Below are 20,340 nucleotides of genomic sequence, written 5' to 3' on the forward strand. Positions count from 1 at the left end.
AACCTGCTGACGGGATTAGGCGTCGGCGCACGGTGCCGCCTCTTGCGACGGCTGGGACGACCGCGCTGCGTTATCGGACTGTAATAGAAACGGTGGGCCGATACCAAGCGTTCCGCCGAATCCATGGGCGCTTTGGGATAGCTTTGGCCTGAGGTTAAACACCCATCGGCGGACAAAACAGGGCGAGTTGCCGAGCGCTCTTCAAACCTGTGATGCGCGATTGTGCGGGAGTCGTTATGCGCAGGGGTGCCCGGCGCTCACCCCCGGTGAGCGCAGTAACGTCTGATCATGGTCGTCAACAGCGCGCAGGCACTGGCGGATCGATACGTGGACTTCGCCTGGTACCAGGCACGGGGGCAGTCCGACGCCCATGAGGAACTGGCCGCGCGGATCGGCCACGACCCCGAGTTCTGCGACCATCTCGCGCGCTCCCTGCCCGCCGGCAACAAGCAGCAGCCCCATCTCCTGTTCGCCGCGGTCCGCTACCTCGACGGCCCGTACGCCGAGCACGGGCCGCGCGGCGCCGCGGCGTACCGCGGCTGGCGTGAATGGACCCTGCGCCACTGGGAGCAGGTCAGGGCCGTCGTCATGCGGCGCCTGACGCAGACCAACGAGCCGGCCCGCTGCGCGCCCCTGTTGCCCCTGCTCGCCCGGCTCCCGCAGCCGTTGGCCCTCCTGGAGGTCGGCGCGTCGGCGGGGCTGTGCCTGTACCCGGACCGCTACCGCTACCGCTACGACGACCGGCCGGAGTTCGGGGCCCCGGACAGCGCGGCGGTCTTCCCCTGCCGTACGGGGCCGGGCACCCCCGTACCCGATCGCGTCCCGGACATCGCCTGGCGTGCGGGCATCGACCTCGACCCCCTCGACCCGGCCGACCCCGACGACGTGCGCTGGCTGGAGGCTCTCGTGTGGCCGGGCGCCACCGACGAGCGCGTACGGCGGCAGCGGGCCGCCATCGAGGCCGTACGGTCCGCGCCGCGCCCCCGGGTCGTCCGCGGCGACCTGATCGGCGCGCTGCCCGCGCTGGCCGCTGAGGCCCCTCCCGGAGCGACGCTCGTCGTCTTCCACACCTCCGTGCTGACGTACCTTCCTCCGGCGCGCCGCGAGGAGTTCGCCCGGGCCGTACGGACCGTCCTCCGGGAGCGGGACCGCCCCGGGCACTGGGTCTCCAACGAGTACCGCTCCGTGCTCCCGTGGATCACCACGCCCCGCCCGGCGCAGCCGCTGGAGGTGACGGAGCGGCTGCTGACCCTGGCCCTCGACGGGCGGGCGGTCGCCCTGACCGGCCAGCACGGGCAGAGCGTGCAGTGGCTGTGAGAGCTGTGAGACCGGCACCGGGTGCCGGGTGATGCTCCCGGCCCATCGCCCACTCCACCACGGGGCGCCGCCACGCACTCCGCCGCGAAGGGCCCGCCGCCCACTCCGCGCCGCGGCCCTTCACCCCTTGAAAGGGCGCTGCACCGCCAGCAACGCCATGTCGTCCGCCGTCTCCCCTCCGGTATGCGCCGCCACGTCCGCCACCAGCGCGTCCAGCAGCGCCGCCGGCCCCTCGCAGGCCCAGACCCGCCCGCGCAGCCGCTTCGCCGGCTCGTAGAAGACGTTGTCGGCGTCCCGGGCCTCGGTCACGCCGTCGGTGAAGAGCAGCAGGATCGAGCCCGCGGGGCAGGCCGTCTCGTCCGCCCGGTCCGGCCAGCCGGCCACCTCGCTCATGCCGAGCGGCAGCGCGGGCGACCTGGGTGTCAGCTCGCGCAGTTCGCCGTCGGGGGCGAGGAGCAGCGGTGCCGGGTGGCCGCGGTTGAGGACGCGGAGCGCCGCGTGTTCGTCCGAGGGCAGCTCCGCCAGTACGGCCGTGGTGAACCCTTCGAACTGGTCGAGGCCCTCCCGCCGGCTGCCCTCGCGTTGCAGCGCGCGCTCCAGCCGCCCCGCCACCGCCTCCAGACTGGCCTCCTGCTCGGCCGCCTCCCGGAAGGCCCCGACGACGATCACCGCGGCCTCCACCGCCTCCAGTCCCTTGCCCCGTACGTCGCCGACGATCAGCCGTACGCCGTACGGAGTGTCCTGGACGGCGTACAGGTCGCCGCCGATCCGGGCGTCCGCCTGCGCTGCCACGTAGCGCGCCGCGACCGCCAGCCCGCCGATGCGCTCGGCGGGCGTCGGCAGCACGGCCCGTTGGGCGGCCTCCGCGACGTCCCGTACGGAGGCGAGCCGGGCGTCGCTCATCCGTACGACCCGGTTGATGCCCAGCGCGAGGACGGCGACGACCAGGACGGTCAGGCCCTCGGTGACGGACTGGTTGGCGTCGCGGTCCCCGTGGTACGTCACGACCCAGGTCTCGGCGATGACGGCGGCCGCCGCGATGACGGCCGTACTGCCCAGCGAGTACAGCGGCGCCGCCACCAGCGGAGCGGCGGAGAAGAAGGGCGCGGCCGTGTACCGGGCCGGGGTGCCGCTGTCGAAGATCAGCCCCGCCACCAGGAGGATCAGCGGTAGCCAGCAGACCAGCCGCCGGCCGAACGGCGACATGCCGGAGCGGCGGCGCCGCCGCTCCCGCTCGCCCTTACGGCCCCTGCCGCCTCGACGCACCCGCACCGGCCTGCCTCCCACTCCCGTCGCAGCCGGGCCGCGGCCCGCGCCCGTCCGTACGACCACCGCCGCCGTCCCAAGGTTTTCCGCTGCCGGGCCGGGGGGCGAATCAGATGGGGCCGTACGGGTCATACGGGGCGGGGGGAGGACGGTGGGAGGACTGCCGACCGGACGGCGGGAGGACTGCCGACGGGACGGCGGGAGGACTGCCGACGGGACGGCGGGAGGACTGCCTACGGGACGGCGGGAGGACTGCCTACGGGGCGGTGGACAGGGCGACCAGCAGGACTGCGGGCAGGGCGACGGAAACGCGGCAGGAACGCGGCAGGCCCCGCGCCCGGAGGCACCTGACGTGGGACCTCTCCACCGTCACCGGTGCTCCGCCGTGCCGGGAAGAGCCTCCAGAAACGGTTCAGCTCGGGCCGCCTGCTTTCGGCGAGCGCGCTCGCGTGCCCTCGGCACGACGTTCGCGCCAGGCCGCGTCGATGCTGACATAGCGGGGAAACCGATCCTGCAAGGCCGTCAGACGCAGGAGGCGGCCGATGGAGGGCTGGTCGTAGACCACCCGCGTCCACCGGCCCGTGGTCCGGCTCAGGTCCCAGGCGGTGCAGAGGTTGCGCAGCGGGCGGCAGTCCATGAACGTCACTCGCCTGAGGTCGACGATCAGCCACTCGGCGCCGGCCACGGGGTCCGACCCCCGCAGCAGGGTGGCGAAGCCCAGGTCCGTGGCCGCGTCGAGCTCTCCGGACGGGTGGACCACCCGGCAGTCCTCCAACCGATCCGGCCAACGGCTCTCCACTGCTGATGCAACTCCTCAGGCTGGTGCTGCTCGAACGGGCCGTGCGGAGGGAGCCCGGGGAGGAACAGAAACCGCGTGCCCAGCCTAGAAAGGGCCGACACGACACATCGGCAGCAGCCTGACCTTGGCCCAAAACTTCGCTTTCGGAACGTACTTGTCTGTCCAGGGAAGCCTGTTGCTGCAATCGGACCGCTAATAGCCGGACTGCCACACCCATCAGAGCTGAGCAGCCTCCGGGCGGAAGCCGGAGATGTGGCACGCCGGGCACGAACGATTCCGCGGAGGGGGACCGGAGTCCCGGAGCCGTGTGTCCGTCCGCTCACGCATCGCGCACGCATGGCCGGAAAACGCCGTAGCGCCCCGGTCGGAGGAGACCGACCGGGGCGCTACGTAGCAGGTCGACGGGGGCGTCCTCCGACCTTCAGCGGTGGGCCATCAGGGGCTCGAACCCTGAACCAATGGATTAAAAGTCCACTGCTCTGCCAATTGAGCTAATGGCCCGCACCGAGCAGCATAGCCCGCGTTCCCGCCGCAGCCCGAAGGCATGGGCCATCGGGCCGGCGGAGGCGTCGCGTCCGCTTCCGCGCGGACGTGGCGCGCGAGGCTGCCGTACGGCGAGGGGCGCGGCCAAGAGGCCGCACGGGGTGCGGAGTTGAGACGCGGGGCCCGCGCCCACCCCGTACCGGAGTACGGAGTGCGGCGCGGGCCCCGCGGTCGCAGAGGGCGACGCCGTCGGACGTCGCGGACTCTGTCAGGTTTCACAGACTCCGTCAGGCGTCACGGACGTCGTCAGGAGCCGCAGGCTCTGTCAGACGTCACGGACGCCCTCAGGCGTCATGAACTCTGTCAGCCGTTGCGCTTCCAGCGCGGCTTGTCCTCACGGCGGCCGAAGGAGCTGGTGCCGTGGCCGCGGTGGTCGTCACGGCGGCCGTACGGACGGTCGCCGCTGCCCGAGCGGTAGCCGCCCGAGGAGGGACGGTCGTCGCGGCGGTCGCGGTTGTACGGACGGTCGCCGCCACCGGAGCGGTAGCCGCCGCCCGAGCGGCCGCCGGAGCGGTCGTCACGGTTGAAGGAACGGTTCGGGCGGTCGTTCCGGTCGCGGTTGAAGCCACCACCGGAACGGTCGTCACGGCGGTCACGGTTGAAACCACCGCCCGAGCGGTCGTCACGACGGTCACGGTTGAAACCACCACCGGAACGGTCGTCACGACGGTCACGGTTGAAACCACCACCGGAACGGTCGTCACGACGGAAGCCGCCACGGTCGCCACCGCGGTCGCCACGGTCGTCGCGGCGGTCGCGGTTGAAGCCGCCACCGGAACGGTCGTCACGGCGGTCACGGTTGAAGCCACCGCCCGAGCGGTCGTCACGACGGTCACGGTTGAAACCACCACCGGAACGGTCGTCACGACGGTCACGGTTGAAACCGCCACCGGAACGGTCGTCACGGCGGAAGCCGCCGCGCTCGCCACGGTCACCGCGGTCGTTGTCCCGACGGTCCCGGCGCTCGTAGTTGCCCCGCTCGTCACGGTTCGAGGAGCGGCGCGGCGCCTCGTCGGCCTCGGTGGCGGCCTGGGCCGGTACGACGGCCTCGGCGGCCTCCTCCACGGCGGCCTCGGCGGCGGCGACCGCCTCCTCCGGGTCCTCGCCCCGCTCCCGCGCGGCGCGTGCGGTCAGCCGGTTGGCCTCCTCGCGCAGCTCGGTCGCCCGGCGCTGCGCGCGCTCCAGCTCGCGGGCGAGCTCCTGCGCCTCGCGCTCGGCCTGCTTGGCGGAGTTGTTCGCCGAGTCGGCCTGCACCTCGGTGAGCGAGCGGGCGCCGGTGATCTGGGCCACGTCCTCGTCGAAGGCGCCGGCGCCGCCGACGATGTGGCGCGAGGCGTCCACGCCCGCGTCCTCCATGAGGCGGAAGATCTGGCGGCGCTGGTGCGGCAGGGCCAGCGAGACGACGGTGCCGGACTGGCCCGCGCGGGCGGTACGGCCGGAGCGGTGCAGGTAGTCCTTGTGGTCGCCGGCCGGGTCCACGTTCAGGACCAGGTCGATGCCGTCGACGTGGATGCCGCGGGCGGCGACGTCGGTGGCGACGAGGACGTTGACGTAACCGTCCTTGAAGTCGGCCAGCGTGCGGGTCCGCGCGCCCTGCGTCATGCCGCCGTGCAGCGCGTCGGCGCGCACACCGGAGTCGCAGAGCTGCTCGGCGACGCGGTCGGCACCGAGCTGGGTGCGGACGAAGATGATGGTGCGGCCCTTGCGGGCGGCGATGGCGGCGGTGACCGGCGCCTTGTCCTTCGGCTTCACGACCAGCACGTGGTGGGTCATGGTGGTGACCGCGCCCTGGGCCGCGTCGACCTCGTGGGTCGCCGGGTTGGTCAGGTAGCGCTTGACCAGGGTGCCGATCTCGTTCTCCATCGTGGCGGAGAACAGCATGCGCTGGCCGCCGGACGGAACCAGGTCGAGCAGCTCGGTGACCTCGGGCAGGAAGCCCAGGTCGGCCATCTGGTCGGCCTCGTCCAGGACGGCGGTCTCGACGTCGTCCAGCGAGCAGGCGCCGCGGTTGATGATGTCGCGCAGCCGGCCGGGGGTGGCGACGAGGACGTCGACGCCGCGCTCCAGCGCGTAGATCTGGTTGCCCATGGACGTACCGCCGCAGACGACCTTGAGCTTGAGGCCCAGGACGTCGCCGTACGGCTGCAGCGCGTCGCTGACCTGCATGGCCAGCTCACGGGTCGGGGTGAGGATGACGCCGCGCGGGCGCTTCTTCGCGGTGTGGCCGCCGGCCAGGCGGCTGAGCAGCGGCAGACCGAAGGAGAGGGTCTTGCCGGAGCCGGTACGGCCGCGGCCGAGGATGTCGCGGCCGGCGAGCGCGTCGGGGATGGTCGCGGCCTGGATGGGGAACGGGGTGGTGACACCGTTCGCGGCCAGCTTGCGGACGATCTTCTCGTCGAGGCCGAGGTCACCGAAGGTGACCTGCGGGGCCGCGGCCTCGGTGGAGGCGTCGGCGGCCGACTCGGCCGCTTCGGTCGCCTCGGCAGGCGTCTCGATGACGGCCTGGTCCTGCGGCTGGTCCTGCTGGGGGGCCGCCTGCTCGTCGGCAGCGGGCAGGACGGACTGATCAGTGGAAACAGACATGCGAAATGCGAAACCTTCCGGAGTCTCGGCACAGGCACGCGCCCAAACTCCGTGAGACTTCACAAATGACCGCCTCAATGCGGTCAGCCACGGCAAGGGAGAGAACGCGCCACACGGCGCTGCATCATGCGCCGGGCAAATGGGATCAAACGATCTACCACCATACTCACTCCGCCCCCCAGAAGGCAAATGCCCTCCCGAACCTCCGTTCCCCACCGCGCCCACCTGGCCTTTTGCCGCACTCCACACGCCCTGCGCCCCTCGGCCCCCACCCGCACCCGCCCACTCCGGCGCCCCCGCCCTCCCGTACGCCACTCCCCACTCCCCCATCCCCCCGCCGCTACCCCCCGCCCTCCGGATTCGAGGGCGCGGGCGGAGCGGACGACGGGGTCGGCGCGGGGGAACTCGGCTGCGGGTCCGGACTGGCGCTCGGCGTCGGCTTCACGGTCGGGGTCGTCCGGGGCGGCTGGGCGGTCGGGGAAGGGCGGCCGCTGCCGGGCCGCGGCGGTCCTGGCGCGGCGGGGCCGGTGCCGGGCGGGCCGGGCTGTTCGGGGCCGGGCGCGGCGCCCGAAGCGGGTTCCGGTTCCGGCTCCGTCTCGTGCGCCGAGGGCGTGTGATCACTCGCGGGCGCCCCCGCGTGCCCCTCCACACCGTGGCCGCCGCCCGTACGCGCCCTGCGGTCCGGGCTCCCGCCGCGGGTGTCCACCGTGCCGCCGTCCGGCGCGGGTCCGCCGTCGGGCCGCGCGGAGGACCCCGACGGCTTGGGCGGCTCCGCGTCGCTCACACTCATGCAGCCGCTCAGCGACGCGGCCAGGGCGGAAGCGGCGGCCACGGCGGCGGCGAGCCGGTTCAGGGCCGGGCCGGGGAGGGGGGAAGCGATCGGGCGCACGGGCGGGACCTCCGGATCCGGAGCGCGGAGACTGCGGAGATGAACGCCCTGCCCAACTCCCGCCGGGCACCCGAGGACACGCGCCGCGGGCACGAGATCGCGTCCGTACGGGCCCGATCTCCGCCCCGGCCACCAGCGGCACCACCCCGAACGCCACGAATGCCGCGAACCGGCCGCGCCGGCCGTCCTGACCGCCGTGCCCGCCCCGGCCACCACGCGCGCGCCGGCCACCCTGCCCGCCCCGGCCGCCGCGACCGCTCCGGCGTCCCTGCCGCCCCGGCCGTACGCCTCCGCGCCGAGCCGCCCGTCAGCCGTACCCCAGCGCGTGCAGCCGCTCGTCGTCGATGCCGAAGTGGTGCGCGATCTCGTGGACGACGGTCACCTCGGTCTCCGCCACCACGTCCTCCCGGGTCTCGCACATCCGCAGGGTCGGGTTGCGGTAGACCGTGATCCGGTCGGGCAGCACGCCCGCGTACCACTCGCCCCGGTCGGTCAGCGGCGTCCCCTCGTACAGCCCCAGGAGATCGGGGTCCTCGGCCGGTGGTTCGTCCTCGACGAACACCGCCACGTTGTCCATCAGCCGTGTCAGCTCCGGCGGGATCCGGTCCAGCGCCTCGGCCACCAGTTCCTCGAACTCCTCGCGCGTCATCTCCAGCACACCACCCATTGTCCGCCACGCCACCGCGCGGCGGCGGTACCGCGCGGTGGCGAGGGCGGCCCGGCGCGCGGGGCCCGTTTTCCGGGCATGACGGGCGCGGCGCCCGGGAATACGCGCCCAATGGCCCGTGTCGCGCCGTCCGGGGACTCCTCCCCCGGCTCCTCCGACTCTCCCGGCTCCGCCGACTCCGCCGGTCCCGCCGTCTTCCGACTGCTCCGCGCCGCGCTCGCCCGGGTACGGGGCTTTCCCGCCGCCGTGCTCCGCGACTACCGCTCCCACCACACCGCCCCCACCAGCACCCTCACCCACACACCGCACCCGTACGCCCGTGCCCTGGGCCTGATCGCCGTCACCCTGCTCGGCGCCTGGCTGGGGCTGCTGATCGTCGGCAGCATCCACGCGCCCGTGGGGCCGGTGGACACGAACATGACACTGCGCCCGTCGCTCTCCGGCGGCACGAAGATCAACGTCTCACCGCTGGGCGCCCTGGAGCTGCGCAGCCACCACGCGCCGATACGGCTGGACGTCGACGTCGACCGGCTGGATCCCGTACGGGCCCAGGCCCTGGTCGACCACCCGGAACGGTTCGCCGGCCTCCAGGAGCAGGTCACCCGCGACGTCGTCAGCGGCACCGGCACCCTCGCCTTCCGCTCCTGCGTCGCGGTCGTCTCCGGCGCCACCGCGCTGGGGCTGACCGTCTACCGGCGGCCGCGCCGCGCGCTGGCCGCGGGCGGGCTGGCGCTCGTCCTGCTGGCCTCGTCGGGCGCCGCCGCGTACGCCACCTGGAACCCGAAGTCGGTCCTGGAGCCGAAGTTCTCCGGGCTGCTCTCCTCGGCGCCCTCGGTGGTCGGCACCGCCCGCAACATCGTCAGCGAGTTCGACGTGTACCAGCGGGAGTTGGCACGTCTGGTGACGAACGTGACCAAGCTGTACGAAGCCACCTCGACGCTGCCCGCGTACGCGCCCGACCCCACCACGATCCGTGTGCTGCACGTCTCCGACATCCACCTCAACCCGGCGGCCTGGCAGATCGTCAAGTCGCTGGTGAAGCAGTACAAGATCGACGTGATCATCGACACCGGCGACACCATGGACCACGGCTCGGCCGCCGAGAACGCCTTCCTGGACCCGGTCGCCACGCTCGGCGCGCCGTACGTCTGGGTGCGCGGCAACCACGACTCCGCGACGACGCAGAAGTACCTGGAGACCCGTAAGAACGCCACCGTCCTCGACGACGGGCGGGCGGTCAGCGTCGGCGGACTGCGGATCGCCGGCGTCGGCGACCCGCAGTTCACCCCGGACCGCTCGGTCGTCGCGGAGGGGGACTTCTCGGAACGCACGGCCGGCGGCAGGCTGGCCGACTCGCTCCGTACGCAGCGGCTCGCGGGTACGCCCGTGGACATCGCCCTGGCGCACAACCCGGTCGCGGTGTCCGAGGCGGACGGCCTGGTCCCGCTGGCGCTGGCCGGTCACGTCCACCATCGCGAGAACAGCGTGCTCCCCCGGGGCACCCGGCTGATGATCGAAGGTTCCACGGGCGGCGGCGGGCTGCGCGCGGTGCAGGGCAAGAAGCCCGCTCCGGTGCAGGCGTCCGTCCTCTACCTGGACCGGGAGACCCGGCGCCTCCAGGCGTGGGACGAGATCACGCTCGGCGGGCTGGGGCTGTCGAAGGCCGAGGTCAGCCGCCACCTGCCGCAGGAGAACCGGCCGGGGGCCACGCCGTCCCCAGGGGCCACGCCATCCACGCGCACCACGCCACCCCAAAGGACCACGCCGTCCCCAGGCGCCACCCCGTCCCCGGGCGCCGGGTCTCCTGGGGCGTCCTCACCGGGTCCCCCGTAGGCCCACGGAGCGGCCGGGGAGCTCGGCGCACCCCCTCCCCGGCCGCCCGCCGCCCCCTCCCCGAACACCTCCTCGGAGGGGCTCGAACAAACCGTTTTGGCGAACGGTCCCCGCATCCCATATGCTTCTCACGTCCCCGACGGCGCCCCACAAGGCGTCGAGGCGGGCCATCAGCCCTCATCGTCTAGTGGCCCAGGACGCCGCCCTTTCAAGGCGGTAGCACGGGTTCGAATCCCGTTGGGGGCACGCATTACCGTGTGCGAGACCAGGTACGCTTGATCTCGCACAGTGCAAGGTCCTGTGGAGCAGTTTGGAGTGCTCGCCACCCTGTCAAGGTGGAGGCCGCGGGTTCAAATCCCGTCAGGACCGCTGTGGCTGGGTAGCTCAGTTGGTACGAGCGATCGCCTGAAAAGCGATAGGTCGCCGGTTCGACCCCGGCCCCAGCCACCAGCAGTGGGAAAAGGCCCCGATCTTCGGATCGGGGCCTTTTTCTTTCTGCCCGAGCGGTCCGCCCGGCCCGCCCGTCCCCCGCCACCCGTACGGCCGAAGCCGGGGCCGGCGCCCGAAGGCCCGGCCCCGCGTACGTCAGGCGCCCGGCGCGTCCGGTGCGCCCGCCCGGTGCGCCCCCGAGGTGAGCGCCCCCACCTCGCGCCCGCCCGGGTGCCGGTGCCGCCAGGTCCAGAAGACCGCGCACGAGACCAGCGCCCAGCCGGCCAGCACCAGGAACGGGAAGAGGTGCTGCGAGGCGCCGAAGTAGACGGCCGTGTGCTGCGCGTTGACCGAGGCACCCGGCGGCAGCCAGCGGCCGATGTGCCCGAGGACGGACGGCAGCAGCGGCCAGGAGACCGCGCCGCCCGAGGACGGGTTGCCCAGCAGCACCATCAGGCCCCACGTCGGGATCATCGCCCAGCGCCCGATCAGGGTGTTGAACATCGTGAAGACCATGCCGGACGTGAACATCGTCAGCGCCAGGATCAGCCAGGACTCCACGAACGGCAGGTCCAGCGCCCCCAGCAGCCAGTCCACGACCGCGGCGATCGCGAAGGCACCCAGCAGCGCGTACAGCGCGGTGAAGGCGATCCGCTCCAGCGGATTGAGGCCGCGCGCGTGCACGCTGAGCTGGATCGCGCCGACGAACCCGATGATCACCGCGGCGAGCGAGATGTAGAAGAGGGCGAGCCCGCGCGGGTCGCCCTCCTGGAGCGGCTTGAGGTCCTTGACCTCGACCGGTACGCCGACCGCCCGGCCCACCTGGGGCCCCGCCTGTTCCAGCACCTGCGCCACCTGGACGCCGGCCGCCCCGGCCACGTCCAGCTCCATGCTCTTGTCCCGCACCCGCAGGATCGCGAAGACCTCCTGCTCCTCGATGCCCTCCTCGGCCGCGGCGTACGTGTCGTACGCGTGCAGCTGGAGGGAGGCGTTGAGGGCCTTCTCCATGCCCCCGACGAAGGCCTTGCCGTGCGGGGTGTCCGGCGGGCCGACCACGGCGGTCGGGATGTGCCGCGGGGTCGGGTTGGCCATGGTGTACGTGTACGAGCCCGCGAAGAGGCCGGCGGCGACGGCGAGGATGAAGACCAGCACGGTGGCGGGCAGGAACGGCGACTTCTTGAACGCGGCCCATCTCTCGGCCGCGGTGGGAGGCCGTCCGTGGGCGCCGTGCGGCTGGGGGAGGTCACCGTGCTGATCAGACATAAGGCCACGCTAAAGCACCTATCCCGGACATTCCCCTGGTGGTCGGCCCACCGTGCGCAGGGCCCGCCGGGTACGGCCCCGAGGGCCACCGCAGCCGCCCGGACGTCCTCCCGGCCCCGCACCGGCGGCAATTCGTTCGCCACCGTATTCACGGAGGTGAGATCCTGGGGGACGTATGTCCAGTCAGCCTGCCTCCGCCCGGCCCGACGGTGCCGCCCCCTCCCTGCCCGCTCTCCTGGAGCGGCTGCCCGAGCTGATGCTGCGCGACCAGCAGCGGCTGGGGCGCCGGCTCGACGGCGCGCGCCGGATCCGTAAGCCCGAGGCCCGCGCGGCCGTGCTCGCCGAGATCGCCGAGGGGATCGAGGAGGCGGAGCTGCGGGTCGAGCAGCGCCGCGCCGCGGTGCCCGCGATCACGTATCCGGAGCAGCTACCGGTCAGCCAGAAGAAGGACGAGATCCTCGAAGCGATCCGCGACCACCAGGTCGTGATCGTCGCGGGTGAGACCGGGTCCGGCAAGACGACCCAGATCCCCAAGATCTGCCTGGAGCTGGGCCGTGGCGTACGCGGTCTGATCGGGCACACCCAGCCGCGCCGGATCGCCGCCCGTACGGTCGCCGAGCGGGTCGCCGAGGAGCTGAACACCCCGCTGGGCGAGGCGGTCGGCTGGAAGGTCCGCTTCACCGACCAGGTCGGCCCGGGCACCCTCGTGAAGCTGATGACGGACGGCATCCTCCTCGCGGAGATCCAGACCGACCGCGAGCTGCGCCAGTACGACACGATCATCATCGACGAGGCCCACGAGCGCAGCCTCAACATCGACTTCATCCTCGGTTACCTGGCCCAGCTACTGCCCCGGCGGCCGGACCTGAAGGTCGTGATCACCTCCGCGACCATCGACCCGGAGCGGTTCGCCCGGCACTTCGGCTCCTTCGCCTCCGTGGCAGCGCCCAAGGAGGGCGCCGAGGCCCCCAGCGCGCCGATCGTCGAGGTCTCCGGCCGTACGTTCCCGGTGGAGGTGCGCTACCGCCCGCTCCTGGAGGAGGGCGGCACCGACAGCGACCGCGACCAGATCACGGCGATCTGCGACGCCGTGGACGAGCTGCGGGACGAGGGCCCCGGCGACATCCTGGTCTTCCTCTCCGGCGAGCGGGAGATCCGCGACACGGCGGACGCGCTCAACAAGAAGAACCTGCCGCAGACCGAGGTGCTGCCGCTGTACGCGCGCCTGTCGCACGCCGAGCAGCACCGCGTCTTCCAGCGCCACACCGGCCGCCGGATCGTGCTCGCGACCAACGTCGCGGAGACCTCGCTGACCGTGCCGGGCATCCGGTACGTGATCGACCCCGGCATGGCCCGGATCTCGCGCTACAGCTACCGCACGAAGGTCCAGCGGCTGCCGATCGAGCCGGTCTCGCAGGCCAGCGCCAACCAGCGCAAGGGCCGTTGCGGCCGGACCAGCGACGGCATCTGCATCCGGCTGTACTCGGAGGACGACTTCCTCACCCGGCCGGAGTTCACCGACGCCGAGATCCTGCGCACGAACCTGGCCTCCGTCATCCTGCAGATGACCGCGGCCGGCCTCGGCGACATCGAGAAGTTCCCGTTCATCGACCCGCCGGACCGCCGCAACATCAAGGACGGCGTGGACCTGCTGCACGAGCTGGGCGCGCTCGACCCGAAGCAGAAGGACCCGAAGAAGCGGCTCACCCAGATGGGGCGCAAGCTGTCCCAGCTACCGGTGGACCCGCGGCTGGCCCGGATGGTGCTGGAGGCCGACCGCAACGGGTGCGTACGCGAAGTCATGGTGATCGCGGCGGCGCTGTCCATCCAGGACCCGCGCGAGCGGCCCGCCGAGAAGCAGCAGCAGGCCGACCAGCAGCACGCCCGTTTCAAGGACGAGACCAGCGACTTCCTGGCGTACCTGAACCTGTGGAGGTACGTCCGCGAACAGCAGAAGGCGCTGTCGTCCTCGGCGTTCCGCCGGATGTGCCGTAACGAGTTCCTGAACTACCTGCGGATACGCGAGTGGCAGGACATCTACTCGCAGCTGCGGACGGTCGCCAAGACGATGGGGGTGCACCTCAGCGAGCAGGACGCGGCGCCCGACCTCATCCACACCTCCCTGCTGTCCGGTTTGCTTTCGCACATCGGACTGAAGGACACGGACGCCAAGAACGAGTACCTGGGCGCCCGCAGCGCCAAGTTCGCGGTCTTCCCCGGCTCGGCGCTCTTCAAGAAGCCGCCGCGCTGGGTCATGTCGGCGGAGCTGGTCGAGACGTCCCGCCTGTGGGCGCGGGTGAACGCCAAGGTCGAGCCCGAGTGGATCGAGCCGCTGGCCCAGCACCTGGTGAAGCGGACGTACAGCGAGCCGCACTGGGAACAGAAGATGGCCGCGGTGATGGCGTACGAGCGGGTGACGCTGTACGGCGTGCCGATCGTCGCCCAGCGGAAGGTGAACTACGGGCGGATCGACCCGGAGACCTCCCGAGACCTGTTCATCCGCAACGCCCTGGTCGAGGGCGACTGGCGCACCCACCACCAGTTCTTCCACGACAACCGCAAGCTGCTCGGCGAGGTCGAGGAGCTGGAGCACCGCGCCCGGCGGCGCGACATCCTCGTGGACGACGAGACGCTCTTCGACTTCTACGACCAGCGGCTGCCCGAAGACGTCGTATCGGGCGCCCATTTCGACGCGTGGTGGAAGAAGAAGCGCCATGACGAGCCGGAGCTGCTCAACTTCGAGCACTCCATGCTCATCAACGAGTCCGCCGAGGCCGTCACCAAGGACGACTACCCGGACTCCTGGCGGCAGGGGAAGCTGAAGTTCCGCGTCACGTACCAGTTCGAACCGGGCGCGGACGCGGACGGCGTGACCGTCCACATCCCCCTCCAGGTCCTCAACCAGGTCTCTTCCGAAGGCTTCGACTGGCAGATCCCGGGCCTGCGCGAACAACTGGTGACCGAACTGATCCGTTCGCTGCCCAAACCGATCCGCCGCAACTATGTGCCGGCGCCGAACTTCGCCGCCCGCTTCCTGGACTCGACCGTGCCCCTCCAGGGCGGACTGACCACGGCCCTGGCAGCCGGGCTCCAGCGGATGGTCGGCGTCCCGGTCGACCCGGCCGACTTCGACCCGGCCAAGGTCCCGGACCACCTGAAGATCACGTTCCGGGTGGTCGACGAGCGCCGGCGCAAGCTGGCCGAGGCCAAGGACCTCGAAGCGCTGCGCCTGAAGCTCAAGCCGAAGACGCGGGCAGCCCTCAGCAAAGCCTTCGCACAGGCCGCCGAGCGGCCCGCCAAGGGCGGCGGGGACGGCGCGGCCGCGGGCGCCGGGACACCGGCCGGCCTGGAACAGCGCACCGGCCTGACGTCCTGGACGCTCGGCACGCTGCCCCGCACCTTCGAGACCCGGCGCGGGGGCCAGCCGCTGAAGGCGTACCCGGCGCTGGTCGACGAGGGTACGAGCGTCGCCGTACGCCTCTTCGACACCGAGGCGGAACAGCGCACGGCGATGTGGACCGGCACCCGCCGTTTGATCTTGTTGAATATTCCGAGCAACCCAGCCAAGTTCGCGCAGGGCAAGCTCACCAACCAACAGAAGCTGGCACTGTCCGCGAACCCCCACGGCTCCATACAGGCCCTCTTCGAGGACTGTGTGACCGCTGCCGCCGACCGGCTGATCGCCGCACACGGCGGCCCGGCCTGGGACGAGGAGTCCTTCCGCAAGCTCTTCGACGCGGTCCGCGCCGACCTGGTGGACGCCACGATGAGGACGGTCCAGCAGGTACGGGAGGTGCTGGCGGCCTGGCAGGCGTGCGAGCGCCGCCTGAAGGCCACCACCTTCGCCTCGCTGCTCCCGTCCCTCACGGACGTCAAGGAGCAACTGGCCGCCCTGATCAAGCCCGGCTTCGTGACCGCGCACGGCGCCAAGCGCCTGCCGGACCTCATGCGCTACCTGGTCGCCGTGGACCGCCGCCTCCAGCAGCTCCCCAACAACGCCGAGCGGGACCGCTCCCGGATGGCGAAGGTCAAGGAGATGCAGGACGAGTACGCCTGGCTGCTGGAGCAGTACCCCCAGGGGCGGCCGGTGCCGGCCGAGGCCCGGGAGATCCGCTGGATGATCGAGGAGCTGCGGGTGAGCTACTTCGCGCACGCGCTCGGCACCGCGTACCCGGTCTCCGACAAGCGGATCGTCAAGGCCGTGGACGCCGCGGTACCCAAGGTGTGACCGGCCGCGGGGCCCCTCCGGGCGGCCCCGCGGGACCGAGTTCGACCGCACCCCCTGACCTGCTGTAGAGTCTTGCTTCGCAGCACCGCGCAAGCGGAAGCCGCACCAAGGTCCTGTGGAGCAGTTTGGAGTGCTCGCCACCCTGTCAAGGTGGAGGCCGCGGGTTCAAATCCCGTCAGGACCGCAGTTGATCGGCCCGCATCCCCTCGGGGATGCGGGCCGTTCGCGTTGTGGCAGGCGTACGTCGGGGGGCGCGTGGCGGCGCCGCGACCGCTCGCCGTCCGACCCGTGTCCCCGCGCCGGGTGCGGGCCGTTTGCGCCGCCCCGCGGCTGGGGAGTGTGGACGGGAGCGGCGCTCCATCCCGTGGCCAGACGGTCCGGGTCGTACGGGCCCGGGCCGATGCGCGTATTGACGGGGGCACGTACCACCGGTAGTCACGAGGGAGAGTGCGCCGGCCGGGAGGAGGGTGCGATGTCGACAGCCGCCAGGCGCGAGACCAGGGCGCTGCTGCGGGCCCATCTGTCGGCCGCCACGGGCTATCGCCACCTGACCCGCCACTGCCCCGTCTGCGCCCGCCTCCTGCGGCTCGCCATGGAGCCCCGCAGCCGCGCCGCCGGCGCACCGGCCGCCGACTCCGCCGCCCGGACCTCCGCGCGGCCCTCCAGAGGGCCGTCCACGACTTCTGGTGCCGCACCGGACACGGACCCGGCGTCCCGCGAAGCGTCGTCGGCGGAGACCGCCGCGCCCGCCGCGCCGCCCTTGGCGGGGGTCGAGGACCAAAGTCCCCCGGCCCGGTGACCAACGGCGCGTTCCCCACCGGCCCTGCGGTGGGAGGCTGTTGAGAACGGGATGGCGCTTCGGCCCTCTATCGCAGCGACGCCGACGTCACAAGCTTCCCGGGCTGTGACGGGTGTCACCGCCCGGGTTTCCGGAACCGGGAATCTTACGGTCGCCCTACACCCGGTCAATTTAATATGTGCAATTGCACCGCCCGCCCGGCAGTCCTTGGACTGGACCGGAGAACAGCGGGGGCTTGCCGCGACGGCCCCCGCGGGCGGTGTCCAGCCGGCCGGACCGGCTGCCCGCACGGGTCCTCGCGCGCACAAAAAAGATCGCGCTGGACCCGGCGGAGTCCAGCGCGATCGATGACGTACCCAGATGGTGCGGGTGTGGGGCCTGTTGGGGCAGGCTCCGCGTCGTATGAAGCTGTGTGGTGCTAGGTGGTGCGGTGCGGAGCCGGGTGGGGCTCCACGGGCCGGAATCGGGTTGGGGGGCCCGAAAACAGCCCGGTCATGCGGTTGTTCAGCTTTCGCTGCGCTGCTGCGGAATGCCCGCGAGCAGAGCGCGAACCTCGGCTTCGCGGTAGCGCCGGTGTCCTCCGAGCGTGCGGATGGACGTGAGCTTGCCTGCCTTGGCCCAGCGGGTCACCGTCTTCGGGTCCACGCGGAACATCGTGGCGACCTCGGCGGGGGTAAGCAGCGGCTCGGCGTCAGGGGTGCGAGCGGTCATGAGCGGCCTCCTCGGGAGAACCGAACCATCACGGTTCTTTCCTCTAAATTCTGCACCTTGACCCGCGTTGCCCGAAATGGCGGACGCGGGCCGAGTCGGTTATAGGACGAACGGCTTGTCCTCGGCACTACAACTACACCATCTGTCCAGCCACGTCGGCCAAACCGATGGAATTGCCCTCTCAGGTGTTCAACCTCGGCGGAAGCCGATGGACCATGCCATAGCGGACAGTCACACCACCGTGACGATCAGTCACATGGTGATCAGCCGCCATCAGACCCACCAAGGAGCGCAATACCGAACTATCCGCCCTTAGTAGGGCGGAAGGGGCCCTTGTCAGGCTCCTTGTCCTATTTTGGCACGAGGGTATGGCTTGGCCGCAAGGCCCGAAGTCAGTGCTTTAGGTCACCCCTGAGGCAATCGCCCGGATCGGGACCTACGTCCCACGACCCCCGTGTCAGTAGTGTGCACGAGCCTCGGCAGCCGCAGATCATTTTGTCGTCCCGCGGAAGCGGAAGCGCCCGCGTCAGCTGGCGAACTGACGCTCGCGCACCTCGCGCCAGCGGTCCGACAGCTTCTCGTACGCCTCGCCGGCCCGGTCGCTGTCCCCCTCGCGCAACGCCGCCAGCCCCTCCGCCACCTCGGCGGCCGACCGGTCCTCGGCGAGCTGCCCCTCGGGCACCGCGTGCACCAGCCCGCCGTAGTCCAGCTCCACCAGCGCCCGCGGATGGAACTCCTCCAGCCAGCGGCCCACGTCCACCAGGCCGTCGATCAACGGCCCCTCCTCCAGGGAGTCGCGCAGCGTGCGCAGGCCCCGCGCCACCCGGCGCCGCGCCTGCACCATGGGCGTCCGGTACCGCAGCACCGGCCCGTGCTCGCTCTTGGTGTACTCCCGCTCGCCGTCGCCGAAGAGCGCGAACCAGCGCACCGGCACGTGCCAGGTGGCGGTACGGATCCAGGGCCGGGCGTCCGGATTGCGCTCCAGCCACTCCTCGTAGTCCGCGGCTGCCTGGCGCCGCACCACCGGGGGCAGCGCCGCGTCCAGCACGGGTGCCGGAAGGAGTTCGGACAGCTCCTCCAGGGCCTGCCAGCCCCGCAGCCGCGTCCGCCAGGGGCAGACGCACGTCACGCCGTCCACGACCGTGACGAAGGCGTCGCTGCTCTCGTGGACCGGGACCGGCACCGGCGGGGTCGGCAGCAAATCGGCCAGAGACCGCCGAAGTTCGTCCTGAACCGTGGGGGTCTCCGCACGCCGGGCATAGCGCGCCCAGTAGGAGCGCTCCGGTTCGGGGAACGCCGCGAGCGGCTCGTAGACCCGTAGATATGCCGCGTACGGGACCATCACCGACGACGCCAAGGCCACGCCCGCTCCTTTGTCTCCTACAACGTGACGTCCGCAGAACTACCGCAAAGAATGGCAAACAGGTGCAAAGCACCGGGAGTTGGCTCGCGCCACCCGGCTCGGGATACGGCAAATCGTCCCACGTCCGTCCCTCAGGAGAGGGTGATCCTCCGCACTGCACCGATCAGCGCGCCCCTCAGGTCTTACTCTCTTCCCGACCGGCCCTCCGGCTCTCCTCCTGCCACAAGCCATAGGGAGCCGTCGGAAGGCGCCCTCCGCGACTTATGGGAGTCACCACCGTGACCGACGTACGTCCCTCCTCCGTCAGCGTTGACGGGGGCGTGCTGCACACCCTGTTCCGTTCCGATCAGGGTGGCCACGAACAAGTCGTCCTCTGCCAGGACCGCGCCAGTGGCCTGCGGGCCGTCATCGCCATCCACGACACCGCCCTGGGCCCGGCCCTCGGCGGCACCCGCTTCCACGCGTACGCCTCCGAGGAGGAGGCCGTGCTGGACGCCCTGAATCTCTCCCGTGGCATGTCGTACAAGAACGCCCTCGCCGGTCTCGACCACGGCGGTGGCAAGGCCGTGATCATCGGCGACCCCGAACTGATCAAGACCGAGGAACTCCTGCTGGCATACGGCCGGTTCGTGGCTTCCCTCGGCGGTCGCTACGTGACCGCGTGCGACGTCGGCACGTACGTGGCGGACATGGACGTCGTCGCCCGCACCAACCGGTGGACCACCGGCCGCTCCCCCGAGAACGGCGGCGCCGGCGACTCCTCCGTCCTGACCGCCTTCGGTGTCTTCCAGGGCATGCGCGCCTCGGCGCAGCACCTGTGGGGCGACCCGACGCTGCGCGGCCGCAAAGTCGGCGTCGCGGGCGTCGGCAAGGTGGGCCACCACCTCGTCGAACACCTGCTCCAGGACGGCGCGGAGGTCGTGATCACGGATGTGCGTGCCGAACCGATCGAGCGCATCCGCGGCCGGCACCCTCAGGTGCAGGTGGCGCCGGACACCGGGTCGCTGATCCGTACGCCGGGCCTGGACGTGTACGCGCCGTGCGCCCTCGGCGGCGCGCTGAACGACGAGTCCGTGCCGGCGCTGACCGCGAAGGTGGTCTGCGGCGCGGCCAACAACCAGTTGGCGCACCCCGGCGTCGAGAAGGACCTCTCCGACCGCGGCGTCCTCTACGCGCCGGACTACGTGGTGAACGCCGGCGGCGTCATCCAGGTGGCCGACGAGCTGCACGGCTTCGACTTCGACCGCTGCAAGACCAAGGCGGCGAAGATCTTCGACACCACGCTGGCGATATTCGCTCGTGCGAAGGAGGACGGCATTCCGCCCGCCGCGGCGGCGGACCGGCTGGCCGAGCAGCGGATGGCGGACGCCCGGCGGGCCTGACGCACCCGGTGCCGCCGTCCGGCGGCGGGGCCGGCCGGGCCGGGACCGAACGGTTCAGGCCATTTTTCCAGCCGGTCGCGGAGCGAATTCGCGACCGTTCCTGCTCCTCAATGTCTAAGAATGCTCGGGTCCGACCGAAGCCGATCGCGATCCGATCACGCACACGGGAGGCCCCGAGCGGGCCCGTACACCCCTGCGGACGCCGCGCCGGTCACGGACCGTACCGGCCGCCGTCACGGTGGGTACGGAAATGGCCTGCGGAACGCTC

The 20,340-nt window shown here is 71.7% G+C and carries 13 protein-coding genes and 5 tRNA genes; 9 read left to right on the forward strand and 9 right to left on the reverse strand.

What is annotated here, in order from left to right:
- The first annotated feature begins 288 nt into the window (after nucleotides 1–288).
- Nucleotides 289–1,317, forward strand: a complete 1,029-nt coding sequence (locus AB0A97_RS33580; RefSeq protein WP_361157198.1) for a DUF2332 family protein — start codon at nucleotides 289–291, stop codon at nucleotides 1,315–1,317.
- Nucleotides 1,318–1,437: 120 nt separating this feature from the next.
- Here the strand turns inward: AB0A97_RS33580 and AB0A97_RS33585 are convergent, their stop codons facing one another.
- From AB0A97_RS33585 to AB0A97_RS33610, 6 genes are all read right to left on the reverse strand, one after another.
- Nucleotides 1,438–2,523: a PP2C family protein-serine/threonine phosphatase gene (locus tag AB0A97_RS33585; protein ID WP_361157472.1), complete on the reverse strand. Its 1,086-nt coding sequence runs from the start codon at nucleotides 2,521–2,523 to the stop codon at nucleotides 1,438–1,440.
- Between the two features lie 472 nt (nucleotides 2,524–2,995).
- A complete protein-coding gene (locus AB0A97_RS33590) occupies nucleotides 2,996–3,382 on the reverse strand; it encodes an STAS domain-containing protein (RefSeq protein ID WP_361157201.1) in 387 nt (128 codons plus the stop codon).
- A gap of 428 nt (nucleotides 3,383–3,810) precedes the next feature.
- Nucleotides 3,811–3,883 (reverse strand) — tRNA-Lys (locus AB0A97_RS33595).
- Nucleotides 3,884–4,228: 345 nt separating this feature from the next.
- Nucleotides 4,229–6,508 (reverse strand): DEAD/DEAH box helicase, encoded by a 2,280-nt coding sequence (locus tag AB0A97_RS33600; protein WP_361157203.1) that lies wholly within the window; start codon nucleotides 6,506–6,508, stop codon nucleotides 4,229–4,231.
- 340 nt (nucleotides 6,509–6,848) lie between these two features.
- Nucleotides 6,849–7,397 (reverse strand): hypothetical protein, encoded by a 549-nt coding sequence (locus AB0A97_RS33605; RefSeq protein WP_361157206.1) that lies wholly within the window; start codon nucleotides 7,395–7,397, stop codon nucleotides 6,849–6,851.
- Between the two features lie 307 nt (nucleotides 7,398–7,704).
- A complete protein-coding gene (locus AB0A97_RS33610; protein WP_003980582.1) occupies nucleotides 7,705–8,055 on the reverse strand; it encodes a metallopeptidase family protein in 351 nt (116 codons plus the stop codon).
- Between the two features lie 120 nt (nucleotides 8,056–8,175).
- Between AB0A97_RS33610 and AB0A97_RS33615 the strand changes: the two genes are divergently transcribed.
- The 4 genes from AB0A97_RS33615 (at nucleotide 8,176) to AB0A97_RS33630 (ending at nucleotide 10,347) form a co-directional block, all read left to right on the forward strand.
- Nucleotides 8,176–9,897: a metallophosphoesterase gene (locus tag AB0A97_RS33615; RefSeq protein ID WP_361157209.1), complete on the forward strand. Its 1,722-nt coding sequence runs from the start codon at nucleotides 8,176–8,178 to the stop codon at nucleotides 9,895–9,897.
- Between the two features lie 173 nt (nucleotides 9,898–10,070).
- Nucleotides 10,071–10,143: transfer RNA gene (locus AB0A97_RS33620), tRNA-Glu, on the forward strand.
- A 48-nt stretch (nucleotides 10,144–10,191) separates the two neighbouring features.
- Nucleotides 10,192–10,266, forward strand: a tRNA-Asp gene (locus tag AB0A97_RS33625).
- Between the two features lie 4 nt (nucleotides 10,267–10,270).
- A tRNA-Phe gene (locus tag AB0A97_RS33630) sits at nucleotides 10,271–10,347 on the forward strand.
- Nucleotides 10,348–10,482: 135 nt separating this feature from the next.
- On the opposite strand, the gene AB0A97_RS33635 is transcribed toward AB0A97_RS33630, so the two are convergent.
- Complete coding sequence (locus tag AB0A97_RS33635) at nucleotides 10,483–11,589, reverse strand: ABC transporter permease (protein ID WP_361157211.1); 1,107 nt, start codon at nucleotides 11,587–11,589, stop codon at nucleotides 10,483–10,485.
- Nucleotides 11,590–11,764: 175 nt separating this feature from the next.
- Between AB0A97_RS33635 and hrpA the strand changes: the two genes are divergently transcribed.
- The 3 genes from hrpA (at nucleotide 11,765) to AB0A97_RS33650 (ending at nucleotide 16,616) form a co-directional block, all read left to right on the forward strand.
- A complete protein-coding gene (gene hrpA / locus AB0A97_RS33640; protein ID WP_361157214.1) occupies nucleotides 11,765–15,817 on the forward strand; it encodes an ATP-dependent RNA helicase HrpA in 4,053 nt (1,350 codons plus the stop codon).
- A 109-nt stretch (nucleotides 15,818–15,926) separates the two neighbouring features.
- Nucleotides 15,927–16,001, forward strand: a tRNA-Asp gene (locus tag AB0A97_RS33645).
- Between the two features lie 288 nt (nucleotides 16,002–16,289).
- On the forward strand, nucleotides 16,290–16,616 hold the full coding sequence (locus AB0A97_RS33650) for a DUF6274 family protein (protein WP_361157216.1): 327 nt from the start codon (nucleotides 16,290–16,292) through the stop codon (nucleotides 16,614–16,616).
- Nucleotides 16,617–17,120: 504 nt separating this feature from the next.
- Here AB0A97_RS33650 and bldC read toward each other — a convergent pair.
- Nucleotides 17,121–17,327: a developmental transcriptional regulator BldC gene (gene bldC / locus AB0A97_RS33655; protein ID WP_003980577.1), complete on the reverse strand. Its 207-nt coding sequence runs from the start codon at nucleotides 17,325–17,327 to the stop codon at nucleotides 17,121–17,123.
- A 526-nt stretch (nucleotides 17,328–17,853) separates the two neighbouring features.
- The gene (locus AB0A97_RS33660) at nucleotides 17,854–18,690 is read right to left on the reverse strand and encodes a hypothetical protein (protein WP_125046185.1); all 837 of its coding nucleotides are present in this window, start codon (nucleotides 18,688–18,690) and stop codon (nucleotides 17,854–17,856) included.
- Between the two features lie 263 nt (nucleotides 18,691–18,953).
- Here AB0A97_RS33660 and AB0A97_RS33665 point away from each other — a divergent pair, with 263 nt between their 5' ends.
- On the forward strand, nucleotides 18,954–20,072 hold the full coding sequence (locus AB0A97_RS33665; protein WP_361157220.1) for a Glu/Leu/Phe/Val dehydrogenase dimerization domain-containing protein: 1,119 nt from the start codon (nucleotides 18,954–18,956) through the stop codon (nucleotides 20,070–20,072).
- Nucleotides 20,073–20,340 lie beyond the last annotated feature (268 nt).

The organism is Streptomyces sp. NPDC045470 (assembly GCF_040646595.1).
Lineage (GTDB): Bacteria > Actinomycetota > Actinomycetes > Streptomycetales > Streptomycetaceae > Streptomyces.

What these genes read in the sequence shown, in the direction of transcription:
- AB0A97_RS33600 (WP_361157203.1), bottom strand. Translation starts at nt 6,508, where the DNA reads ATGTCTGTTTCCACTGATCAGTCCGTCCTGCCCGCTGCCGACGAGCAG.
- AB0A97_RS33665 (WP_361157220.1), top strand. Translation starts at nt 18,954, where the DNA reads ATGGGAGTCACCACCGTGACCGACGTACGTCCCTCCTCCGTCAGCGTT.
- AB0A97_RS33635 (WP_361157211.1), bottom strand. Translation starts at nt 11,589, where the DNA reads ATGTCTGATCAGCACGGTGACCTCCCCCAGCCGCACGGCGCCCACGGA.
- AB0A97_RS33650 (WP_361157216.1), top strand. Translation starts at nt 16,290, where the DNA reads ATGTCGACAGCCGCCAGGCGCGAGACCAGGGCGCTGCTGCGGGCCCAT.
- AB0A97_RS33580 (WP_361157198.1), top strand. Translation starts at nt 289, where the DNA reads ATGGTCGTCAACAGCGCGCAGGCACTGGCGGATCGATACGTGGACTTC.
- AB0A97_RS33615 (WP_361157209.1), top strand. Translation starts at nt 8,176, where the DNA reads ATGGCCCGTGTCGCGCCGTCCGGGGACTCCTCCCCCGGCTCCTCCGAC.
- hrpA (WP_361157214.1), top strand. Translation starts at nt 11,765, where the DNA reads ATGTCCAGTCAGCCTGCCTCCGCCCGGCCCGACGGTGCCGCCCCCTCC.
- AB0A97_RS33585 (WP_361157472.1), bottom strand. Translation starts at nt 2,523, where the DNA reads ATGTCGCCGTTCGGCCGGCGGCTGGTCTGCTGGCTACCGCTGATCCTC.
- bldC (WP_003980577.1), bottom strand. Translation starts at nt 17,327, where the DNA reads ATGACCGCTCGCACCCCTGACGCCGAGCCGCTGCTTACCCCCGCCGAG.